This window comes from Nitrosomonas aestuarii, assembly GCF_003046585.1.
In the GTDB taxonomy this organism is placed as follows: Bacteria; Pseudomonadota; Gammaproteobacteria; order Burkholderiales; family Nitrosomonadaceae; genus Nitrosomonas; species Nitrosomonas aestuarii.
Genome location: NZ_QAAE01000003.1, coordinates 233857 through 253711 on the forward strand (window position 1 = coordinate 233857; position 19855 = coordinate 253711).

A 19855-nucleotide genomic window follows, 5' to 3' on the forward strand; every position below is an offset into this window, starting at 1 on the left:
AATTATCTATTTTTATTGATTAATTCCAATAACGCCTGATAGGGAATAGGCCGACTAAAGTAATATCCTTGTTGATAGTAGCAGTGATGCTGAAGCAGAATTCTGGCTTGCTTTGCTGTTTCTACTCCTTCTGCGACAACTAACAGTCCCATATTGATCCCCAGACCGATAATGGCTTGAACAATAGTCAAATCGTTCTGATTTTGATCCAGTGTACGAACGAACGATTTATCAATTTTTATAATATCGATGGGAAGTTCACGTAATAATGTGAGTGATGAATATCCTGTGCCAAAATCATCCAGAGCGATTAAAATATCAAGCTCTCGGATTTTTGTAAGAATATTACCAACGCGTTCCATATCATTAACGATAGCACTTTCAGTTATTTCTAGTATTAATAAACGAGGGGGCAACCCCGAATCATGCAGCGCGTTAAAAATTGTTTGCAGGAAATTTTTATTTAGCAGTTGTCGAGGACTCACGTTGACCGAAACGTTGACGGAATAACCCAGTTTTAATAATTTATAAGAAGCTAAACAGGAGGTTCTTAAAACCAACTCCCCAAGTTGGTCAATCAATCCAACATTTTCAGCAAGCGGTATGAATTCACTTGGCGATAAGAAACCTCGCGCTGGATGAGGCCATCGCACAAGCGCTTCCATCCGGGCAATATGGTGCGTTTCTGCATGGACTATCGGTTGGAACAAAACCTGAAGCTCATGGTTTGTGATAGCCGCGCGCAGCTCTTTTTCCAATTCAAGCCGATCGCGTGTCCACACCAAAGTCGATTCAGGTGAATAAAAATTAAAACAGTTGCCGCCGTCTCGCTTGACACGATACATGGCTGTTCTAGCTCTTTCTAGTATCGTATCACTTGTTAATCCATTTTCAGGATAAAAACTGATACCGATGCTGACAGATACATATACTTCTAAACTATCAATTTCAAAACGGCTTCTGATGACTTCAAGAAGTTTTTGTGCCATTCCAGTAGCGATATCTTTATCAGTCAAGTATACAGAGAGTAGAATAAATTCATCGCCGCCCCAGCGTGCAACGATATCATCTTGGTTCACACTTTCATTCAGGCGCTCGGAAACCATCCGCAGCAGTTTGTCGCCAGCCTGATGTCCCATAGCATCGTTGACTTTTTTAAAATTATCCAGAGTAATAAAAAAAATGGTAATAGTTTTGTTTGTGATTTGAGTTACCTGAATCAATTGGTCAAACTGTGTCATTAGCTTTGTCCGATTGGGTAATTTAGTTAACGCATCATAATCCTCATGATGTGCTATGCGTTGTGTCAGCTCAACGGTATCAGTGATATCAGTGATGGCGATGACTGATCCTATTAACGCTTCGTGTTCATCATGTAATTGATTACGTGTAATCCGCACGGTACGTTCAGTATTAAGCGTTGTCTTCAAGCCACATTCGAGTACGCCAGGACAATCCAGGCCAGGTGTTAGAAGTTTTTTAACGGATCGATCTTCTGGTCGGTGGTTGTGGTTTGTGTAGAGATGTAGAATTTGCTGCAACACTTTTCCTTTGATCTGATTGAATTCTGTACGCAGAATTTTTTCGGCACCTCTGTTGATATAGACAACATGATCATGCGCGTCAGTTATAATGACGCCATCTTGTATTGCTTCCAATGCGGTGCTGGAGCGTAATTGCGTAATTAAAAATGCGCGTATAAATTGATTGACGCGACGCCAGTTCCACAAAGGGTAGATGGCAAGCGTACCCAACAGGGCTGCACTGGGAGGTATCCAAACATGGTAAATCTTTAGTGACTGGTATACGAGAAATAAACCGGCAACCATGAAAAAAGCCAATAATGGGACTGTGAAATTATTTTTTGTCCAGCAAACACCAGTAAGAATAATCGCTACCCATAAAAATGATAGTATCGTCACCCATATTTCCGGCAAAGGGTGAATGGCATGATTGTTTTGCAACATTACGTATACGTTTGCGTGCCATTCTACACCGGTCATAGATTGTCGGTTGTCAGCTGAAAGAGGTGTTGCAAAACGCGTACCCATGCCGGCTGCCGTCATGCCGACAATAACTGTTTTTCCTTTTAAATCGGCTAACTTTGCGTCGTTGAATAAAACATCTGAATAAGAAACATGCCGAAAACTATTTAATTTACCTGTATAAGGTATAAGTGTTTCTTCAGCACGGACCCAGTGTTTGAGGCGGTCATCACCTTTTTTATTATCATTGATTTGAAGTGAATGCCCTGCCGTTGAAGGGTTTGCTAGAACAAGCGCTAATGCAGGCCATGCCGGTGCATCAATACCTGCATACAGGAAAACACGCCGCGCAACACCGTCACTGTCGAGTTCTATATCTACATGTCCGAGTACAGCATGTTGTCTGAAAATCGGATGGGGCGCGGTTAAGTATAATGCACCGGAATTGTTATTTGAAATCGGCGCCACAGGCAAAATAACATTTCCGTGTGTTGCAATTGCTTTTGCCAGTAACAGATCAGCATGTGCATCAGTACTCTGCAATTCGGAAAAAAGTAAATCCAACGCCACCACTTTATTGCCAATGGATGTTAATCGATTAATCAGTTCTGCATGCACTCCCCTCGACCATGGCCAACTGCCCAAAGCGCTCAGGCTTTTTTCATCAATTGTTACAATAACGATATTCGAATCATGCGTTGAATCAATAAAATGCAATATTTCATCATAGACCACAAAATCCAGGCGCTCCAGTATTTCGGTGTAAGCGATAACTGTAATTGTAGTCAGAAGAAAAAATGTACGTACGATAAAAGTATTCTGTTGTCTCCTGAAATTTTCTAGAAAAATCATATAAGAACAAGGAGTGGCAATAGCAACAACAGCATTAACCAGTAAGGCATATCACGCGGGATTTCAATAAGCTGATTCGGTCCCCAGGGACCATGAAAGCCATCAGATTCAATAGTTTTGATGCGCAGGTAATAGGTGCCACCATCGGGTTTCTGAATGGTTATTTGAGAAGCCGAAGTCATTTCGTCATAAATGATATCGCTAAATGCTGCATCACGTGCAAGCTGGAAATGAAAGCTTTGACCTGTTGCAGCTGCACGCCATGAAAATGTAATCTCATTTTCGCCCAGCTTTGTTTCTTCAAGTGCTGGTCCAGGATAAGGTACTCTAAAAGACATTACATCACTGAACGGGCCGGCCCCTTCATTTGCCGAGACTGAGAAAATACGCCAAAAATAGTGACCGGGGACAAGTGGTTCAGTTAGTGTTAAATTGTTTTCTTTAATTTCAGAATTAAAATATATTAAACTGGAAAATTCAGAGTCCTGACTGATCATAAGCGCATAATGAGATGCCTCAGACTGAGTCGTCCAGCTGAATTCCTGATTTTCAGGCGTTGTAGTACCACCTGGTATAGGGGCGATTATAAAAGGTGGCTCGGGCCGTGCATTGAGTGAAAAACGGATAATTGCATCTTTGCCTTCAATTTCGGATGCATCAATGCCGCGGATTCTCATCCAGTAATCACCGTCCGGTATATCGCCATCACGAAAAGGCAGTGTCACTGTGGTGAATTCCGACCATAGATTCTTGAAGTCCCGATCCGTGGCAATCTGTGCGCGATACCCCTTGACACCTGATAATGGCTTCAGATGAATGACCAAAGGCAAGCTTTCATAGTAGCTACTGGTTTCAGATAAATCAGGCGGTGGCAGAAGCGCTACAGGCGGTGAAGGCGGAGCACCTAAAGGCGTCACTGTACCAAAACCAGCTGGAACCTGGACATCGCTTTTCGTATTGCTGACGTTCACATTACCCGAAAGTACTTCACTCGTAGTTGCTGTGTGCGAATCTATAGTGCCAACACGAAACGACGTTCCCCTGACTGAGCTGATTGCAGATGGTGTTTGTATTCTAAATCGGGTTCCTGTGAAAGGTTTTTCGAGTACTGAATTCTCAATACGCCCTTGTTCCAGATCAATTAATGTTTCAACCAGGCCATAATCACCCAATATTTGCATTTTTTTTATACGAACGCGACTGTTGTCCTGCACACGCATTTCTGAATTGTCTGTAAACTCAATAGTAACAAAAGAGTCATTCTCGCTTTGGATTATGTCGCCCGCCCATAACTGCATCCCAACTTCTGCGGGTATTTTTTCTTGTGGCGGTCGTTGAATGAAGACGGAACCATAAACACTGACAATTTGTGCATGCACATTTTCTCCCATTCTGGTCCAGGCCATTGGGATTCTCAACGGGGTGCCGGGTGGTATGACATACGGATTCTGAATACCATTCAGCCGTTGCAATTTTGTTACATATTGCATGCCCGTCAGATGACGCTCGGTCAGATTCCACAGGTTATCACCCGGCCGCACTGTATAAATCCATTCTTCTGCAATAACACAAGTGGGCAAAATTATTAGCGTTGCCAACAAAAGACAACGCAACTTAACAAGCGCTTGATACATACTATTCCCTTATCACTAGTTTCGGTTTGATAAGATTTTTATGAACAAATAGAACCCTAGGCGCAGACGGGTAATAATTATTTAAAAGTCAAGGCCAAATCTATAACGAGTGTTATCAGCAAAAATGATTTATAAACCGGTTACTGGATGATATTAACTACTGTACCTGTGGAAACCAAATCATACAATTCCAATAAATTGTCATTTGAAATACGTATACATCCAATGGAACCAGGCTTACCCATTTCCACGCTGTCCGGACTGCCATGGATATAGATAAAGCGCCGCATAGTGTCAACTGATCCACCCCGATTAAAACCCGGTTCACATCCTGACAACCATAAGATGCGCGTTAATATCCAGTCACGATTTGGATATCGATATCCCAGATCCGGTGTGTAAATTTCCCCGGTCGGTCGACGGCGAATAAACACTGTATTGGCGGGTTGTCCTGAACCGATTTTGGCACGAATGATATGTTTTCCCAGCGGGGTACAAAAGCTGCCGTTTTGCTGACCTGTACCGCTTTTTGAAGATGAAATTCGATAGTTGTTTATCACCTGTTCATCATCATTCAGCAGCTCAAGCTGTTGCTTATATATGGAAATATTAATTTTCATAACATGGTTACTCTTGCATTCAATGTCACTTTACCAGGTGTTTTCTGCGCTGTTGCGCAAAAAACTGTTTCAACAGTGCGCTGGCTTCTTCTGCCATAATGCCGCTATCTACCCGCATATGGTGATTCAAACGCGATTCAGCCGGCAAGTTGATCACGCTGCCGCAAACTCCTGTTTTGGGATCAGAAGCGGCATAAACCAAACGCTCAATACGCGCATGAAAAAGCGCACCGATACACATAACGCAGGGTTCCAGTGTGACGTAAAGCGTACAGTTGAGCAGCCGGTAGTTTTTAAAGTACTGACCGGCATTACGTAATGCCATGATCTCGGCATGGGCTGTTGGATCTTTCGCTATAATAGGGCAATTAAATCCGTGGCTGATAATACTCTCTTTTTGTACAATAACAGCACCGACAGGTACCTCGCCCAATGCCTGCGCCTTTAACGCCTGTTCAAGTGCAAAACGCATATATTTTCTGTCTAGATTGTTTTGTATCACTTATGCTAATTTGATGCAATTATTTAAAAATTCAGGCGTTTAAGATGGCTTTTATGCTACATTTACGTAGTTGAATCTCATTTGTTCTGCTAATTCAAATTTTCCATCCAGAATAAATCAAATGTTTACTCAAGCAAGAAATCAGTTAAATACCATACGTGATCTGCTTCGTTTTGCGGTCAGTAGATTTAATCAAGCCGGACTTTTTTTTGGTCATGGTTCTGCCACAGCCTATGATGAAGCGGTTTATCTTATCCTACATACCTTGCATTTGCCACTGGATCAACTGGATTCTTTTCTTGATGCCCGTTTAACCAATGATGAATTGTTGCAGATTGAACATATTCTAACGCGCCGCATTGTAGAGAAGAAACCGGCGGCTTATTTGATACACCAGGCATGGTTGGGAGACTATTCATTTTATGTGGATGAGCGTGTGATTATACCGCGATCATTTATCGCGGAACTCTTACAAGCTCAATTGGAGCCATGGATTCATGATCCTGATAACATCCATTCTGCCCTGGACCTTTGCACAGGATCGGGTTGTCTGGCCATCATAATGGCAGATGTATTTGAACAGGCCGAGATTGATGCAACAGATATTGCTTTAGACGCACTGGATGTTGCAAAAAAGAACGTTATGAATTATCACTTGCAAAAACGGGTTCATTTAATTGAATCTGATATGTTTACCGGCTTAACCGGCAAACAATATGATCTGATTGTCAGTAATCCACCTTATGTCAACGCCGAGTCAATGGCAGCGTTGCCAGAGGAATACCGCCATGAGCCTTCTAATGCGTTGGCCAGCGGAATTGACGGACTGGATGCCACACGGCATATCTTATCCAATGCCGCCGATTATTTGACAGAATCTGGTTTACTGATTGTGGAAATCGGACACAACCGAGACGCCTTGTTAGCGGCTTTTCCACGGATACCGTTCACATGGCTGGAAACCAGCGCCGGTGATGCGTTTGTTTTTTTATTGAGTCGCGATCAACTGGCGGCAGATGATCGCAAGTCAGGAAAGTAAACTTAACAAACGTCTCGTTTCCTTTTCTTCAAGTTCCAGCCACTTGCCGCGTTTTATTCTCGGGGGTAAATTGATCGGACCGAAACGCACCCGCATCAGTCGGCTGACCATGATCCCGAGTGATTCAAACATGCGTCGGACTTCACGATTCTTGCCTTCTTGCAATATCACGCGGTACCAGCGATTTATGCCTTCGCCGCCCTGTTCAGCAAGTTGACTGAAAGAAGCGGTGCCGTCTTCCAACTGAATGCCTGTTGTCAACCGTGTAATCTGTTCGGTAGTCAATTCACCAATGATACGCACTGCATATTCCCGTTCTACTTCAAAACGCGGATGCATCAAGCGGTTTGCCAGCGAACCGTCAGTGGTAAATATCAATAGACCGCTGGTATTAAAATCCAGACGACCGATCGCAATCCACTTAGAAGACTTAAGGTGGGGTAGTTTGTCAAAAACGGTTGGGCGGCCTTCCGGATCATTCCGACTGACAATTTCACCTTCCGGTTTGTGGTAAAGCAACACACGTGGTAAACGTTCAGCCAGATCAAAGCGTATGACACGTTTATCAATTTGAACTCTGTCTTCCGAGCCGATGCGATCACCCAGAACAGCCACCCTGCCATTGATACTGACACGACCTGAGGCAATCAGTGTTTCCATTTCTCGTCTCGAACCCAGCCCTTTTTGTGCTAAAAGTTTTTGCAGTTTATAAGTGGTTGCGGTGGCAACAGAAGAATCTTGTTTTGCAAATGCCGGAGTCCGCAAAGGCATTTTTCTTTTTGCTGGCCTGAATGGCTTGTTCGTAGACATAGAATCGTGTTCTTATGCTTTGATTAGAATGGCAGTTTCATGCCGGGTGGCAAACCCAGTCCGCCTGTCATCTCGGCCATTTTTTCCTGTGTTGTTGATTCAACACGGCGTACAGCATCATTGAATGCAGCTGCAATCAGGTCTTCCAGCATTTCCTTGTCATCGCCGTCACCGACCAGGCTGTCGTCAATATGTATGCTTTTAACATCGTGACGGCAGGTCATTACGACTTTGACCATGCCTGCGCCAGACTGCCCTTCGACTTCCAGAACAGCCAGTTTTTCTTGCATCTGTTTCATGCTTTCCTGAACTTGTTGGGCTTGTTTCATCATGTTTGCCAGATTAGCCTTCATGCTTGAATCTCCTTTAATTTTGAATAGGTTTAATTGATGATTCTATGATTTTCGCATCGAAACTGTCTACCAATTCCTGCACAATCGGATCTTTTTCGATTGCTGCTATCGCCTTTGCCTGTTTTGTTTCGTTTTCTATTTGTTGTATAGCAACCGGTGTCATGCCGGTAATACTGCCAATAGCAAAGTTGAGAGAAACGGGCTTGCAAAAGTGTACGTCCAGCGCGGTCTGTATTGCATGCTGGTATTTTTTATCGAGCAGGTGTTTGTGTACTTCCGGAACAAATAATTCAATCTTATCATGGGTTAAGATATTTGCCTCACTGTGTTGCGCCAGCATTTTCGCCATACCGGTCAAATTCAGCTGTTTGACCAGATCGGGCCAGTTCTGTAAGGATCCTGTGGAAGATATGTGTTGGTCAGCCAAGGATTCTGTGGTTTTTTTTTGTTTTGTAGAGATGACTGCATTACTCTTTGTATGGGTAAATTCATGTGCCGTGCTTGTTGCTGGGGCATTTTGCACGGTGTGTGATTGTTGCAGTGATGAGTGCGATGTAACCAGATTATCTGGCGCAAAAGTCAGCATACGTATTAACGTCATAGTAAAACCGGCGTATTCATCTGGTGCCAGACTTAAATCATTACGTCCGTGCAGCGCTATTTGATAAAACAGTTGTATATCATCCGGAGCAAATATTTTGGCCAGCGAGAAAATCTGCTGGTGGTCCGGCATTTCGTTATCAATTGCCTGATGTACCGTTTGTGCGAGTGCAATGCGATGTAATATTGCTGCCAGATCCTGCAGCGCAGATTCAAATGAAAGACACAACATTTCCATTTCGTCAGCAAGCGATAGCATCTGCTGTCCATTTTTTGCTGCGAGTGCTGTGAGTATGTCATAGAGATAGCGTTTATCAATGGCACCCAGCATATCGCGAACCGTACTTTCAGTTACCTTGCCGTCCCCAAAAGCGATCGCTTGATCCAGAATGCTAAGAGCATCCCGCATACTACCTTGAGCGGCTTGTGCAATAAGTGCCAACGAAACACTATCCGCAGGAATTTCTTCCAAAGCCAAGATATTTCTCAGATGTTCCGAAATAAGGGGAGGCGGGATATGCTTCAAATTAAACTGCAAACAGCGGGAAAGGACGGTAACGGGAATTTTTTGCGGATCTGTCGTCGCCAGCACGAATTTAACATGCGCAGGAGGCTCTTCCAGGGTTTTCAGCATGGCATTGAATGCTGACTTGGAGAGCATGTGTACTTCATCGATAATGTAAATTTTGAAACGGGCATTGGTGGGCGCATAAAGTGCATTCTCCAATAAATCCCGCATGTTATCGACTTGTGTATTGGATGCGGCATCAAGCTCGATCAAGTCAATAAAATGTCCGTCATCAATTTGCATGCAGACCGCACAATTTCCACATGGTGTGGATGTCACACCTTTTTCACAATTCAGTGCCTTGGCAAGAATACGTGCTACTGTTGTTTTTCCCACACCCCGTGTACCAGTAAATAGGTAGGCATGATGTAACCGGTTCTGCTCCAGTGCATTCGTTAATGCTCTTACAACGTGATCCTGTCCGGTTAACTCGGAAAAGGTTTTGGGTCGCCATTTTCGTGCAAGGACTTGTGATTGAGACACGATCTTATTAAATTTTCTGAATATAATGATGCGCTAAATGTATATTATAGCAGGTGAATTAACTACGAGCAGGTTGTCCAAAAGGCGCGCGATCCACTGCAGGGTAACTTATTCTGAAAAGGCGTAATAAAAACGGAACAAGAAATTTCAATTGAAGCTTATCAGGGTGGCGAGCCAGACCCCCGGCACTTGCAAAAAATAGCTGTGGCTGCTTCCTTCCGGACCTGACCAGATTCGCTACTTTGCAATGCGGGGAGGCCCGCCATTGGATAACAGTTTTTACAGGAAGCGTGAGTATACCAGTACACGAACTGCAAACAAAGCGCTTTCCAGAATTTATGCAATGTTACAAGGCTTAAATGTCATAGAAGGCGTTATACTTCGAATTTGTTCATTGATCCTGTCAAATAACAAATAATTATTAGTTTTTTTCAATATTGATCTGTGTCTTTCCGGAATCCGTAACCTCTATGGCGGGAATCGTTAATGAAGATGTAATTTTGTACTTCGTGAAGATTGGGCCAAAATATGCATCTTCTGAACATTCGGTGGATGTTCGGCAGTTTTTAATTTGTAAATATCTCGTCTTTGGTAAAAAACCGTTTAATTTTTATATTCACTAATTCGCTCTTGGGCATCGATGTAACTTGACTGAGTTGGCACTACTGTTTCTTCCTTCTTTGAACTATATGATATACAACCACCTAGCCCTATGAATATTGCTACTGGAATTATAAATAATTTTAAGTTTTTCATGGGTTGTCCTTTGCAAATATTGATCAAGCGAGGTTTATTTAAGAATAAATTGCTCTATTGATATGCTGCCTTATTTAGTGCGGTAAGAAATTCTACGACACTGCTGCACTATATAATAAAATATTTTGAAATAACAACGTGATAGTAATCGTCAAGGGAAACGAATGTTATTCTTCAGTGAGGTTCTATCGAGATTTGACATTTTTTGGTAAGACTGTGTAGCTATTTGCATAAGCATGAAAATAAAGCCTGCCATGAATTATAACTATCGTAACTTAATTTTTTTAAATAGTCAGTTGGACCAGATAGGATTGCAAACCATTGAATGACAGTATGACAGTCAGTAATAATCCCAATCTTTATTTAATCAAACCCAGTGATGCGACAACCTGGGTGTCCTGCAAAAGACGCACTTGGCTCGATCTGCATCAGGCAGTTAACCATGATGCAGATCCATTCAATCAGCTATTATTTAATGCCGGACTGCAGCACGAAACCAATATATTGGCCAAATTACAGTCAAAGCATGAGGTGTATCGTGCAGCCACTTTCGAACATACGCAAGCGTTAATGCAACAGGGCGTAGCCGTCATTTATCAGGCTCGATTGATTGATCATGAACTTGGTCTGGTGGGTTATCCTGATTTTTTGATTCGTCATGAATGTGGGGAATATCAGGCGGCTGATGCCAAACTGTCACAAAAAGAAAACAAAAAGGCGCTGCAGATTCAACTGGGTCTGTATCGTCGGTTGCTGGCCGGTCAATTACCGGCCATTGTATTTCTTGGAGATGGACGTATAGCAAATATTGGCGACGAAATCGATTCGCTTGTTGATGCGTTTATTAACGACATGCGGCGGTTACGTGAACAACATGAGCAGCCGGTCGTACGGTATAGCCATAGCAAATGCCGTATTTGTCCTTATTTTTCGCATTGTCGTCCACAATTTGACATTATGGAGGATATCTCATTGCTCTATGGCGTGCACGGACACACAGCCGAACATCTAGCTCAGAATGGTATTGAAACTATCTCACAACTTGCCACACAAAATGCCGAAGATATTCCGGATATGCCGCATCTGACCAGTCTGAAACGAAAACAGCGTGTCATCCTGCAGGCTCGCTCTTTTCTTAACGATGAATTATTTCAACTAAATAAAGTAACACTTCCTGCGGGCACCTGGATTCATTTCGATATTGAAGATAATCCACTGACGTCTACACGCGAACGGCATGTTTATTTATGGGGTCTGCTGATACCACCCTATACTCGTAATGATTTTGACTACATATGGACTGATGATGAAACACAGGACTATAACGGTTGGCTGTTATTTCTGGAAAAAATAGAACTTTATCGTACGCGTTATACCTCGCTTATTCTCGCCCATTATTCAAATCATGAAAAAAACACGATTAAAAAATATGCAGAACGCTACGGCATGGATAAGCATGCTACCGTGCAATGGTTGCTGGGACAGCACGACGAAGATACACCATTATTTGACATGCAGAGACCGGTCATGGATAACCTTATACTGCCATTACAAGGCTACGGTTTAAAGGATATCTGCAAACACCCCGGGTTGGTTAATTTTCAATGGCAAAATCAAGAATCTGGTTCTCAATGGTCCGTAGTACAATTCAATCATTTTTTGAAAACTACCGAGACACAAAAAAAACAGCGGTTAAAAGTTGAAATACTTGGCTATAATCGCGATGATGTATTGGCTACGCGCAAACTGGAAGTGTGGTTGCGGAATCATTTTACGTGACAGAGCGAATCCATTTGCAGTAAAAAAAGTAAATTATTGTTGCAAACATTTTTTGAACGGTTAGAAGCCAAGCTGGCTTAACGAGCGCGGCGCATAATATGCCGAATAAGAAGTTGAACAATAAGTATTTAAACTTGTTTTTAACCTCGCAATGGCGACGCAGACAGTTCTTCAGCAGCTTGTTAGCTTGGAATAGATGATCGTCACTTCGTACTTTTATTCAATTCTGCCAGCACTGCAACTCAAAATCAGGTGCGTTGCTGGCATTCTTGGCATATGCATTTCATTCTTCTTATGGTGGAATCTCATGAAACAACATTGAATATAGGATTATCAGTTCCAAATTAGCATAAATTTAATTGTGCCCCATTTTAAAATTTAATAAGGGTTCCATCCGAAATTTGCTGCGAAAACTGCTGTCTAAAAAAAGACTATGGCTATTTCTTAATCGTACTTTATGTAATAATTTAACGTTACATAATCAAATTAAATCCATAAATTGTAAGATGATGCAAACGTTATACGATAAGCTTTGGGAACAGCATGTTGTCCATACTGAATTAGATAGTGCGAACAGCACCACGCTGCTTTATATCGATCGCCACCTGGTCCATGAGGTAACCAGTCCGCAGGCGTTTGAGAGTTTGAAGATAGCCGGGCGTAAGCCCTGGCGAATAAATTCAATACTTGCAGTGGCTGATCATAATGTGCCCACAACAGATCGAGACCAGGGCATCCACGATCCAGTTTCACGTTTGCAGGTTGAAACGCTTGATCAAAATTGTGATGAACTGGGCATTACCGAATTTAAGATGGATGATTTGCGTCAAGGAATTGTGCATGTTATCGGTCCGGAACAGGGCGCTACGTTACCTGGCATGACAGTGGTTTGCGGTGATTCACATACCAGTACACATGGTGCTTTTGGCTGTCTTGCTTTTGGGATTGGGACATCTGAAGTGGAACATGTTCTGGCAACGCAGTGCCTGTTGACAAAAAAATCTATGGCCATGCGAATCGTGGTTGACGGCAAGCTTGGACTGGGGGTGACCGCTAAGGATATTGCGCTGGCAATTATTGGCGAGATTGGCACTGCTGGGGGGACGGGCTATGCAATTGAATTTACGGGCAGCGCGATTCAGGCGCTCACGATGGAAGGGCGCATGACCTTATGCAACATGGCGATTGAAGCCGGAGCGCGAGCAGGCATGGTGGCGGTTGATGAAACGACCATTGAATATATCAAAGGAAGACCATTCGCTCCGCAAGGTGAGTTGTTGGAAAAAGCGATTACTTATTGGCGCACACTACATAGCGACCCGGATGCCATTTTTGATAAAACGCTTACTTTAAATGCTGCCAGTATTCGTCCACAGGTCACTTGGGGAACCTCTCCTGAAATGGTTACAACGGTTGACGGTTTTGTACCTGATCCTGCGAACGTTGCTGATTCGGTCAAACGTCAGGATATGGAACAAGCACTCAATTATATGGGCTTACAGCCAAATACACCGATTCAGTCCATAACGCTCGATAAAGTATTTATTGGGTCGTGTACAAATTCGAGAATTGAAGATTTGCGTGCGGCGGCAGATGTGGTCAAAGGAAAGCATGTTGCTTCGACAATCAAATTGGCGTTGGTTGTGCCAGGTTCTGGACTGGTCAAACACCAGGCGGAAAAAGAAGGTCTGGATAAGGTTTTTCAGACAGCCGGTTTCGAATGGCGCGAGCCTGGTTGTTCTATGTGTCTGGCAATGAATGATGATCGATTGAGTAAAGGCGAACGCTGTGCCTCAACTTCCAATCGCAATTTTGAAGGACGGCAAGGGCCAGGTGGCCGTACGCATCTGGTCAGCCCTGCAATGGCTGCCGCAGCAGCTATTGCAGGGCATTTTGTCGATGTAAGAGAAATCGATTAATCAATCGATGAAATGTTATTATTTTTTAATGAGGAAAATCATGAAAACATTATCAATAGTGATGATTGCAGCTGCCGCTTCTTTATATCTGTCAGCTTGCAATACGATATCGGGTTTTGGTAAGGATATTCAAAAAGGTGGTGAAGCAATTGAACGAACAGCAGAATAAAATTTAGCTAATGGAGACATTTCAAGCATTTGAGGGACTCGTAGCACCGCTGGATCGTGCTAATGTGGATACCGATGCCATTATTCCAAAACAATTTCTGAAATCGATCAAACGTTCTGGGTTTGGACAGTACCTATTCGACGAATGGCGTTATCTGGATCACGGCGAACCGGGTATGGATGTCACGCAGCGCCATCTGAATCCTGGATTTGTTCTGAATCAACCACGTTACCAGTCTGCACAAATTTTGCTGGCACGAAGCAATTTTGGATGCGGTTCAAGTCGAGAGCATGCTCCATGGGCACTACAGGATTATGGCTTTAAAGTTATTATTGCACCGAGCTTTGCAGACATCTTTTTTAACAACTGCTTTAAGATTGGATTGCTGCCCATTATTTTGGATAGGTTAATCATGGACCAGCTGTTTCGCGAAGTAATTGAAACGATGGGTTATACATTAAAGGTCGATCTGCAGACGCAATTGCTGATTACGCCAGATGGTGAACAATTTACTTTTAACGTGGATGCATTTCGCCGGCACTGCTTGTTAAATGGTCTGGATGAAATCGGGTTGACGTTGCAACAAACCGATAAAATCAAGCAATTTGAACAAAGGCATCGTGAAGAGCAGCCTTGGCTTTTTACGTAAATATGTAAAAATAATAATGAAACAACAACTATGAAAATTGCAGTCTTGGCAGGTGATGGTATAGGGCCGGAAATTATTGCACAGGCAGTGCGAGTACTGGATGTATTAAAAAAAGATGGTCTTGATATTGAAATTGAGCACGGCTTGATAGGAGGCTGTGCCGTCGATGTATCCGGTGAACCCTATCCTGACGCCACTCATCAACTGGCTGCGCAAGCAGATGCGATACTGCTCGGCGCGGTAGGTGGACCCAAATACGATGCCTTGCCCCGAGCTCTGCGACCCGAAAGAGGACTGCTTGCTATTCGCAAAGCGTTGGGTTTGTTTGCCAATTTACGTCCTGCAATACTTTATTCAGAACTTTCAGAAGCATCCAGCTTAAAAGCTGAAGTGGTTGCTGGACTCGATATTCTGATTGTTAGGGAATTAACCGGCGATATTTACTTTGGTGATCCGCGCGGTATAGAAACCCGTGATGGACAACGTGTTGGGTTCAACACTATGATTTATAATGAATCTGAAATACAACGCATCGCACATGTTGCTTTTCAGGCCGCACAAAAAAGAAATCATAAGTTAACCTCGGTTGATAAAATGAATGTTCTTGAGTGCACCCAGCTATGGCGCAATGTCGTGGAAGAAGTTAGTAACGAATATCCGGATGTCACGCTCTCGCATATGTTGGTGGATAATGCAGCCATGCAATTAGTCCGTGATCCTAAACAATTTGACGTGATAGTAACTGGAAACATGTTTGGCGATATTTTGTCTGATGAAGCTTCCATGCTGACTGGTTCAATTGGCATGCTACCTTCTGCTTCGCTGGATAGTAATAATAAAGGTTTGTACGAGCCGATTCATGGTTCGGCGCCGGATATCGCAGGTCAGAATATCGCAAATCCGCTGGCAACCATTCTTTCCGTTGCGATGATGATGCGCTATACATTTAATCTGGAGCAAGCAGCGCAACGCATAGAAAATGCGGTCAAAAAAGTTCTGGCACAGGGACTGCGCACACGAGATATTGTAAGTCAGGGGACACATGTTTTAGGAACAAGAGAGATGGGTGATGCAGTGTTGTCAAACTTATAAATCAATAAGTCAAATAATAATTAATTTTTCAAAAGATCAATATATTTTTATATTCAAAAATTATAGGTAAGCAATGAAACAGGTTGGTTTTGTCGGTTGGCGTGGTATGGTGGGTTCTGTCTTGATGCAGCGTATGCGTGAGGAAGAAGACTTTTCTTTGATTGATCCTGTGTTTTTTTCAACTTCTCAAAAAGGGGAGAAAGGACCCGATATTGGAAAAAATATTCCGTTGCTTAAAGATGCTTATGATTTAAATGATCTTGCTGCAATGGATGTCATTGTTTCTTGTCAGGGCGGTGATTATACCAATAAGATTGCCAAAGAACTTAGACAGGCGGGGTGGCAGGGATACTGGATCGATGCTGCCTCAGCCTTGCGAATGAATGATGATGCAGTCATTATTCTCGACCCTGTAAATATGCCTGTAATAGAGCGAGCTTTGCACGATGGTGTGAAAAACTATATTGGCGGCAATTGTACTGTCAGTCTGATGTTAATGGCTGTTGGGGGGCTCATTGAGAAGGGCTTGGTTGAATGGGTGAATGTAATGACTTATCAGGCTGCATCAGGTGCCGGTGCACGTAATATGCGTGAACTACTGCAACAAATGGGGGAAGCTCATAGAGTAGCCAAAGATCTGCTTGATGATCCGGCTTCAAGTATTTTGGATATTGATCGTGAAGTTGCAGGTACACTTCGTGATAAAAATTTTCCGGTTGCCAATTTTGGGGTACCGTTAGCAGGCAGTTTGATTCCTTGGATTGATAAAGCTGTAGCCAACGGTCAAAGCCGTGAAGAATGGAAAGGCTTAGCTGAAACCAATAAAATTATGGGCAGAAAGGACTCTCCAGTGCCGGTCGATGGGACTTGTGTACGTATCGGCGCCATGCGATGCCATAGTCAGGCGCTTACAATGAAGCTCAAAAAGAATGTGCCTTTAAACGAAGTGGAAGATATTATTACCGAAGCCAATGAATGGGTTCAGGTTATTCCAAATGAGCGCGAGGTAACAACAGAAAAACTAACCCCTGCAGCTGTTACCGGTTCTTTATCAATACCAGTCGGGCGTATTCGAAAATTAGCAATGGGTGATGAGTATCTATCAGCATTTACCGTTGGTGATCAATTGCTTTGGGGCGCTGCTGAGCCGTTACGCAGAATGCTTAGAATTCTAGTGCAACATTAAATTCAGACAATTATTGACTGATTATTAAGACAAATGGTATCGTCTTACCATAAAGTTCAGAATTATTTTCAAAGAATTAGCATATAATTCGCGGAATATTTAGAACTTGCATCATCAAAGGTAGTGCTAGGCTAGATCTATTTCCTTTTGAGAACAAGAGAGGGTCCTCTGTGTATACTTCTTTTTTAAGAGCATGTTTGTATTTATTCGGCTTAATTTTCACAATAACAGTTAATGCTGCTGGGCTTGGTAAATTAACAATCAATTCCTCCCTGGGGCAGCCTCTTAATGCAGAAATCGACTTGGTTTCCGTCAGTGAAGAAGAGCTGTCAACATTAAAAGCCGAATTTGCTTCCCGTGAGGCATTTGCGCAAGCGGGTATACGGTATGAACCTTTTTTCTCGACTTTTAGGGTTTTAATAGAGTCGCGTGTCAATGGTACTCCTTACGTCAAAATTACTTCTCCGCAATCAATTAACGAACCTTTTCTAAATATGTTGGTGGAGCTCAGCTGGGCTTCAGGACGTTTGTTGCGTGAATACACTGTATTGCTTGATCCTGCGGATACTCAAGTATCGGAACCAGTAGTACCGGTTGTACGTTCAGTTCAGGAAAATACAGGGGTTATTGCAGGAACGGAGACTATTTCTGCAGTACAGGGTGCGTCACAAATGACGCCTGTCACTTCGCCCCCTGTAGCGCAGCCAGCCATGGAAATGCGGCAGTTGACCCCTGAGCGTGCCGTTCAACCACCTGATACATATGGTCCGATATTAGAGGGAGATACGCTGTCGTCAATTGCCAGGCAGGTTAAACCCAAAGAAGTCAATGTAAACCAAATGCTGGTAGCACTGTATCGGGCAAATCGTGAAGCTTTCATCGCAGACAACATGAATTTGCTCAGAACAGGTGTGGTTTTAAAAATTCCGGATTTGCAAGCGTTAACTGAAATCAGCGAAAAGGACGCAAGTGCTGAAGTCAAAGTACAGGTAAGCAATTGGCATCAATATCGCCAGAATTTGGCTTTGTCATCACAAGAACAGCAAGGTTCTGAAACCCTTAAACAAACTGATTCTGGACAAATTACTACGACAATTGACAGCGCCGCAGTTACACAAGCCAGAACGCCGGAAGAAGTATTGCGGTTGTCGAGCGGCGCGAGCGCCTCGGATTCTCAGAATGTACCTTCAGATCTCAGTACGCAAGAACGCGTGCGCATGATGGAGGAGGATGCCATTGCTCGTAATCTCGCTTTACGAGAAGCGAATGAACGAGTTGCCATGCTAGAAAAGAATGTTGAGAATTTACAAAAATTATTAGCATTGCAGAGCTCAGATTTAACGCAGGCACAGATAAATGCACAGACACAGGTGCAACGACCGAAGTCTGAAATAGAGTCAATTGAAGTCATTCAATCTGATGCTATATCATCAGAAGTTGAATTTGCAGATTCTGCAATTGAATTAGACGTTATGACAGAAGCAGATTCAACAACATTACCAGCAACAGATAAAGCAGAAATGATTGAAACAAAACCTGTTGCACCCGCAGTACCGATTGAGTCCAGCTCAAATCCAATACAGTCCCCTGAGTCGGAAGAAGCATCAGTGCTGGATCAAGTCATGGACAATCTGATTTATTTAGGCGCAATTGCAGCAATTTTATTGCTCACTCTACTTGCAGTTGTTTTCAGGCGAAGGAGAAAAGCCGCGGAGGCTGAAGCCGAAGCTGAAGAATCCAAATATGAAGAGTTATCGTCAGCGCTACGTAACAAAACAGCGGCAGCGGTGGCTGCTGCTCACGTTGTTGAAAATGAAAAGGATGATCAAGATGAGTTCGATCAACCGGACCATTTTTTCCCGGAAGAAAACTCGCGAACAAGTGATGACGTAACAAAAATAGATTTAACGTCTGATTCTGATGAACCAGTTAAAACTTTGGAACAAGAATCATTTGATTCCGATCAGGCAATAGAACTCGACTTCTCTAATGAAAATGAACAATCTGAGAATGAAGCAACCCAGTTATTAAGTGAATCAGAATCATCTGCTGAAATAAATGAATTTGATGATAACAATTCTTCCGGTATTGGCGGCTTGAGTGACGCGCCAGATGAGTTAAACGATTTGCTTGGTTCTGGTGATCAATCAAAAGCAGAGGTGCCAGAAAATGACATCGTAATTGACGATGAGCATTCAATTGATTTTCCAGATAATGAAGTGAATCTTGCGGATAATGATACAGAGAACTATGAATTGAAAATTGACTTTGATGAAACGAAAGAGTCACCAGAAGCTCATGAATGGAATGAAGCTGAATCAAACAAGGAACAAGCCTCAAAGTCTGAATCTCATGCTGATGATAACGCCCTTGATTTTTCAATCGACCCTTCAGCAATTGATTTAGCCGATGATAGCAATGCGATTGATGAAAATGCCCATAAAAAAGACAGCGAAGTAAATATGCTTGACATACCTGAATTGGATTCATCGTCTAAATTACAGGATCCTGATGTCAACGCCAATGCTTTAGCAAATTCAGAAAAGGAAGCGTCGGAAATTGATTTCTCTGATATCAATCTGGATATAGAAAATACCGACGAAATTTCTGATCATCAGGAAAAAGACAGAGAAAATGAGTCTGCTGCCGCATTTTCCGAGCCAAATGCAAAAAATGAGCAATGGCATGAAATAGAAACTAAAATTGATTTGGCAAGAGCTTACCTGGAAATGGAAGACAAGGAAGGCGCAAGAGAAATGCTCGAAGAAGTTGTTCAGGAAGGCGATGATAATCAACAAAAAACTGCAACAGAATTACTGGAAAAGCTGTAGTGTATTTGTTTGCTTATTTAGAATGTGT

The 19855-nt window shown here is 42.9% G+C and carries 16 protein-coding genes and 1 other RNA gene; 8 read left to right on the forward strand and 9 right to left on the reverse strand.

The features are described 5' to 3' along the window. Positions 1–2: 2 nt before the first annotated feature. From C8R11_RS04250 to tadA, 4 genes are all read right to left on the reverse strand, one after another. Positions 3–2837, reverse strand: coding sequence for an EAL domain-containing protein (locus tag C8R11_RS04250; protein WP_107794616.1), 2835 nt, complete (start codon positions 2835–2837; stop codon positions 3–5). Further along, positions 2834–4471 (reverse strand): FecR domain-containing protein, encoded by a 1638-nt coding sequence (locus C8R11_RS04255; protein ID WP_107794617.1) that lies wholly within the window; start codon positions 4469–4471, stop codon positions 2834–2836. The genes C8R11_RS04250 and C8R11_RS04255 overlap by 4 nt, the downstream gene beginning before the upstream one ends. Before the next feature lie 140 nt (positions 4472–4611). After that, positions 4612–5091 (reverse strand): L,D-transpeptidase, encoded by a 480-nt coding sequence (locus tag C8R11_RS04260; protein ID WP_107794618.1) that lies wholly within the window; start codon positions 5089–5091, stop codon positions 4612–4614. Between the two features lie 25 nt (positions 5092–5116). Next, the gene (tadA, locus tag C8R11_RS04265) at positions 5117–5590 is read right to left on the reverse strand and encodes a tRNA adenosine(34) deaminase TadA (protein ID WP_280523864.1); all 474 of its coding nucleotides are present in this window, start codon (positions 5588–5590) and stop codon (positions 5117–5119) included. 124 nt (positions 5591–5714) lie between these two features. Between tadA and prmB the strand changes: the two genes are divergently transcribed. Then, positions 5715–6632 (forward strand): 50S ribosomal protein L3 N(5)-glutamine methyltransferase, encoded by a 918-nt coding sequence (prmB, locus tag C8R11_RS04270; RefSeq protein WP_107794620.1) that lies wholly within the window; start codon positions 5715–5717, stop codon positions 6630–6632. Here prmB and rluB read toward each other — a convergent pair. The 5 genes from rluB to C8R11_RS16050 all read right to left on the reverse strand — a co-directional run bounded on the left by rluB (position 6621) and on the right by C8R11_RS16050 (position 10202). Next, positions 6621–7403 (reverse strand): 23S rRNA pseudouridine(2605) synthase RluB, encoded by a 783-nt coding sequence (gene rluB / locus C8R11_RS04275; RefSeq protein WP_244531777.1) that lies wholly within the window; start codon positions 7401–7403, stop codon positions 6621–6623. The two genes, prmB and rluB, sit on opposite strands and share 12 nt — an antisense overlap. A 62-nt stretch (positions 7404–7465) precedes the next feature. Then, on the reverse strand, positions 7466–7795 hold the full coding sequence (locus C8R11_RS04280) for a YbaB/EbfC family nucleoid-associated protein (protein WP_107794622.1): 330 nt from the start codon (positions 7793–7795) through the stop codon (positions 7466–7468). Positions 7796–7808: 13 nt separating this feature from the next. Next, a complete protein-coding gene (gene dnaX / locus C8R11_RS04285; protein ID WP_107794623.1) occupies positions 7809–9446 on the reverse strand; it encodes a DNA polymerase III subunit gamma/tau in 1638 nt (545 codons plus the stop codon). A 165-nt stretch (positions 9447–9611) separates the two neighbouring features. Next, positions 9612–9710, reverse strand: an RNA gene (ffs, locus tag C8R11_RS04290) — signal recognition particle sRNA small type. A gap of 339 nt (positions 9711–10049) precedes the next feature. Then, positions 10050–10202 carry a hypothetical protein gene (locus C8R11_RS16050; RefSeq protein WP_181258153.1) on the reverse strand — a complete coding sequence of 51 codons (153 nt, stop codon included), beginning with the start codon at positions 10200–10202 and terminating at the stop codon, positions 10050–10052. A gap of 333 nt (positions 10203–10535) precedes the next feature. On the opposite strand from C8R11_RS16050, the gene C8R11_RS04295 reads away from it, so the two are divergent. The 7 genes from C8R11_RS04295 to C8R11_RS04325 all read left to right on the forward strand — a co-directional run bounded on the left by C8R11_RS04295 (position 10536) and on the right by C8R11_RS04325 (position 19827). Continuing rightward, the gene (locus tag C8R11_RS04295; RefSeq protein WP_107794624.1) at positions 10536–11981 is read left to right on the forward strand and encodes a TM0106 family RecB-like putative nuclease; all 1446 of its coding nucleotides are present in this window, start codon (positions 10536–10538) and stop codon (positions 11979–11981) included. Between the two features lie 509 nt (positions 11982–12490). Next, a complete protein-coding gene (gene leuC, locus C8R11_RS04300; protein WP_107794691.1) occupies positions 12491–13900 on the forward strand; it encodes a 3-isopropylmalate dehydratase large subunit in 1410 nt (469 codons plus the stop codon). A 40-nt stretch (positions 13901–13940) separates the two neighbouring features. Further along, a complete protein-coding gene (locus C8R11_RS04305) occupies positions 13941–14069 on the forward strand; it encodes an entericidin A/B family lipoprotein (RefSeq protein WP_107794625.1) in 129 nt (42 codons plus the stop codon). A 10-nt stretch (positions 14070–14079) separates the two neighbouring features. Beyond that, complete coding sequence (gene leuD / locus C8R11_RS04310) at positions 14080–14718, forward strand: 3-isopropylmalate dehydratase small subunit (protein ID WP_107794626.1); 639 nt, start codon at positions 14080–14082, stop codon at positions 14716–14718. 30 nt (positions 14719–14748) lie between these two features. Continuing rightward, positions 14749–15810, forward strand: a complete 1062-nt coding sequence (leuB, locus tag C8R11_RS04315; RefSeq protein ID WP_107794627.1) for a 3-isopropylmalate dehydrogenase — start codon at positions 14749–14751, stop codon at positions 15808–15810. A 73-nt stretch (positions 15811–15883) separates the two neighbouring features. Continuing rightward, positions 15884–16996, forward strand: a complete 1113-nt coding sequence (gene asd, locus C8R11_RS04320; RefSeq protein WP_107794628.1) for an aspartate-semialdehyde dehydrogenase — start codon at positions 15884–15886, stop codon at positions 16994–16996. Positions 16997–17166: 170 nt separating this feature from the next. Further along, entirely contained in the window at positions 17167–19827 is a 2661-nt protein-coding gene (locus C8R11_RS04325) for a FimV/HubP family polar landmark protein (RefSeq protein WP_107794629.1), read from the forward strand. Positions 19828–19855: the final 28 nt, after the last annotated feature.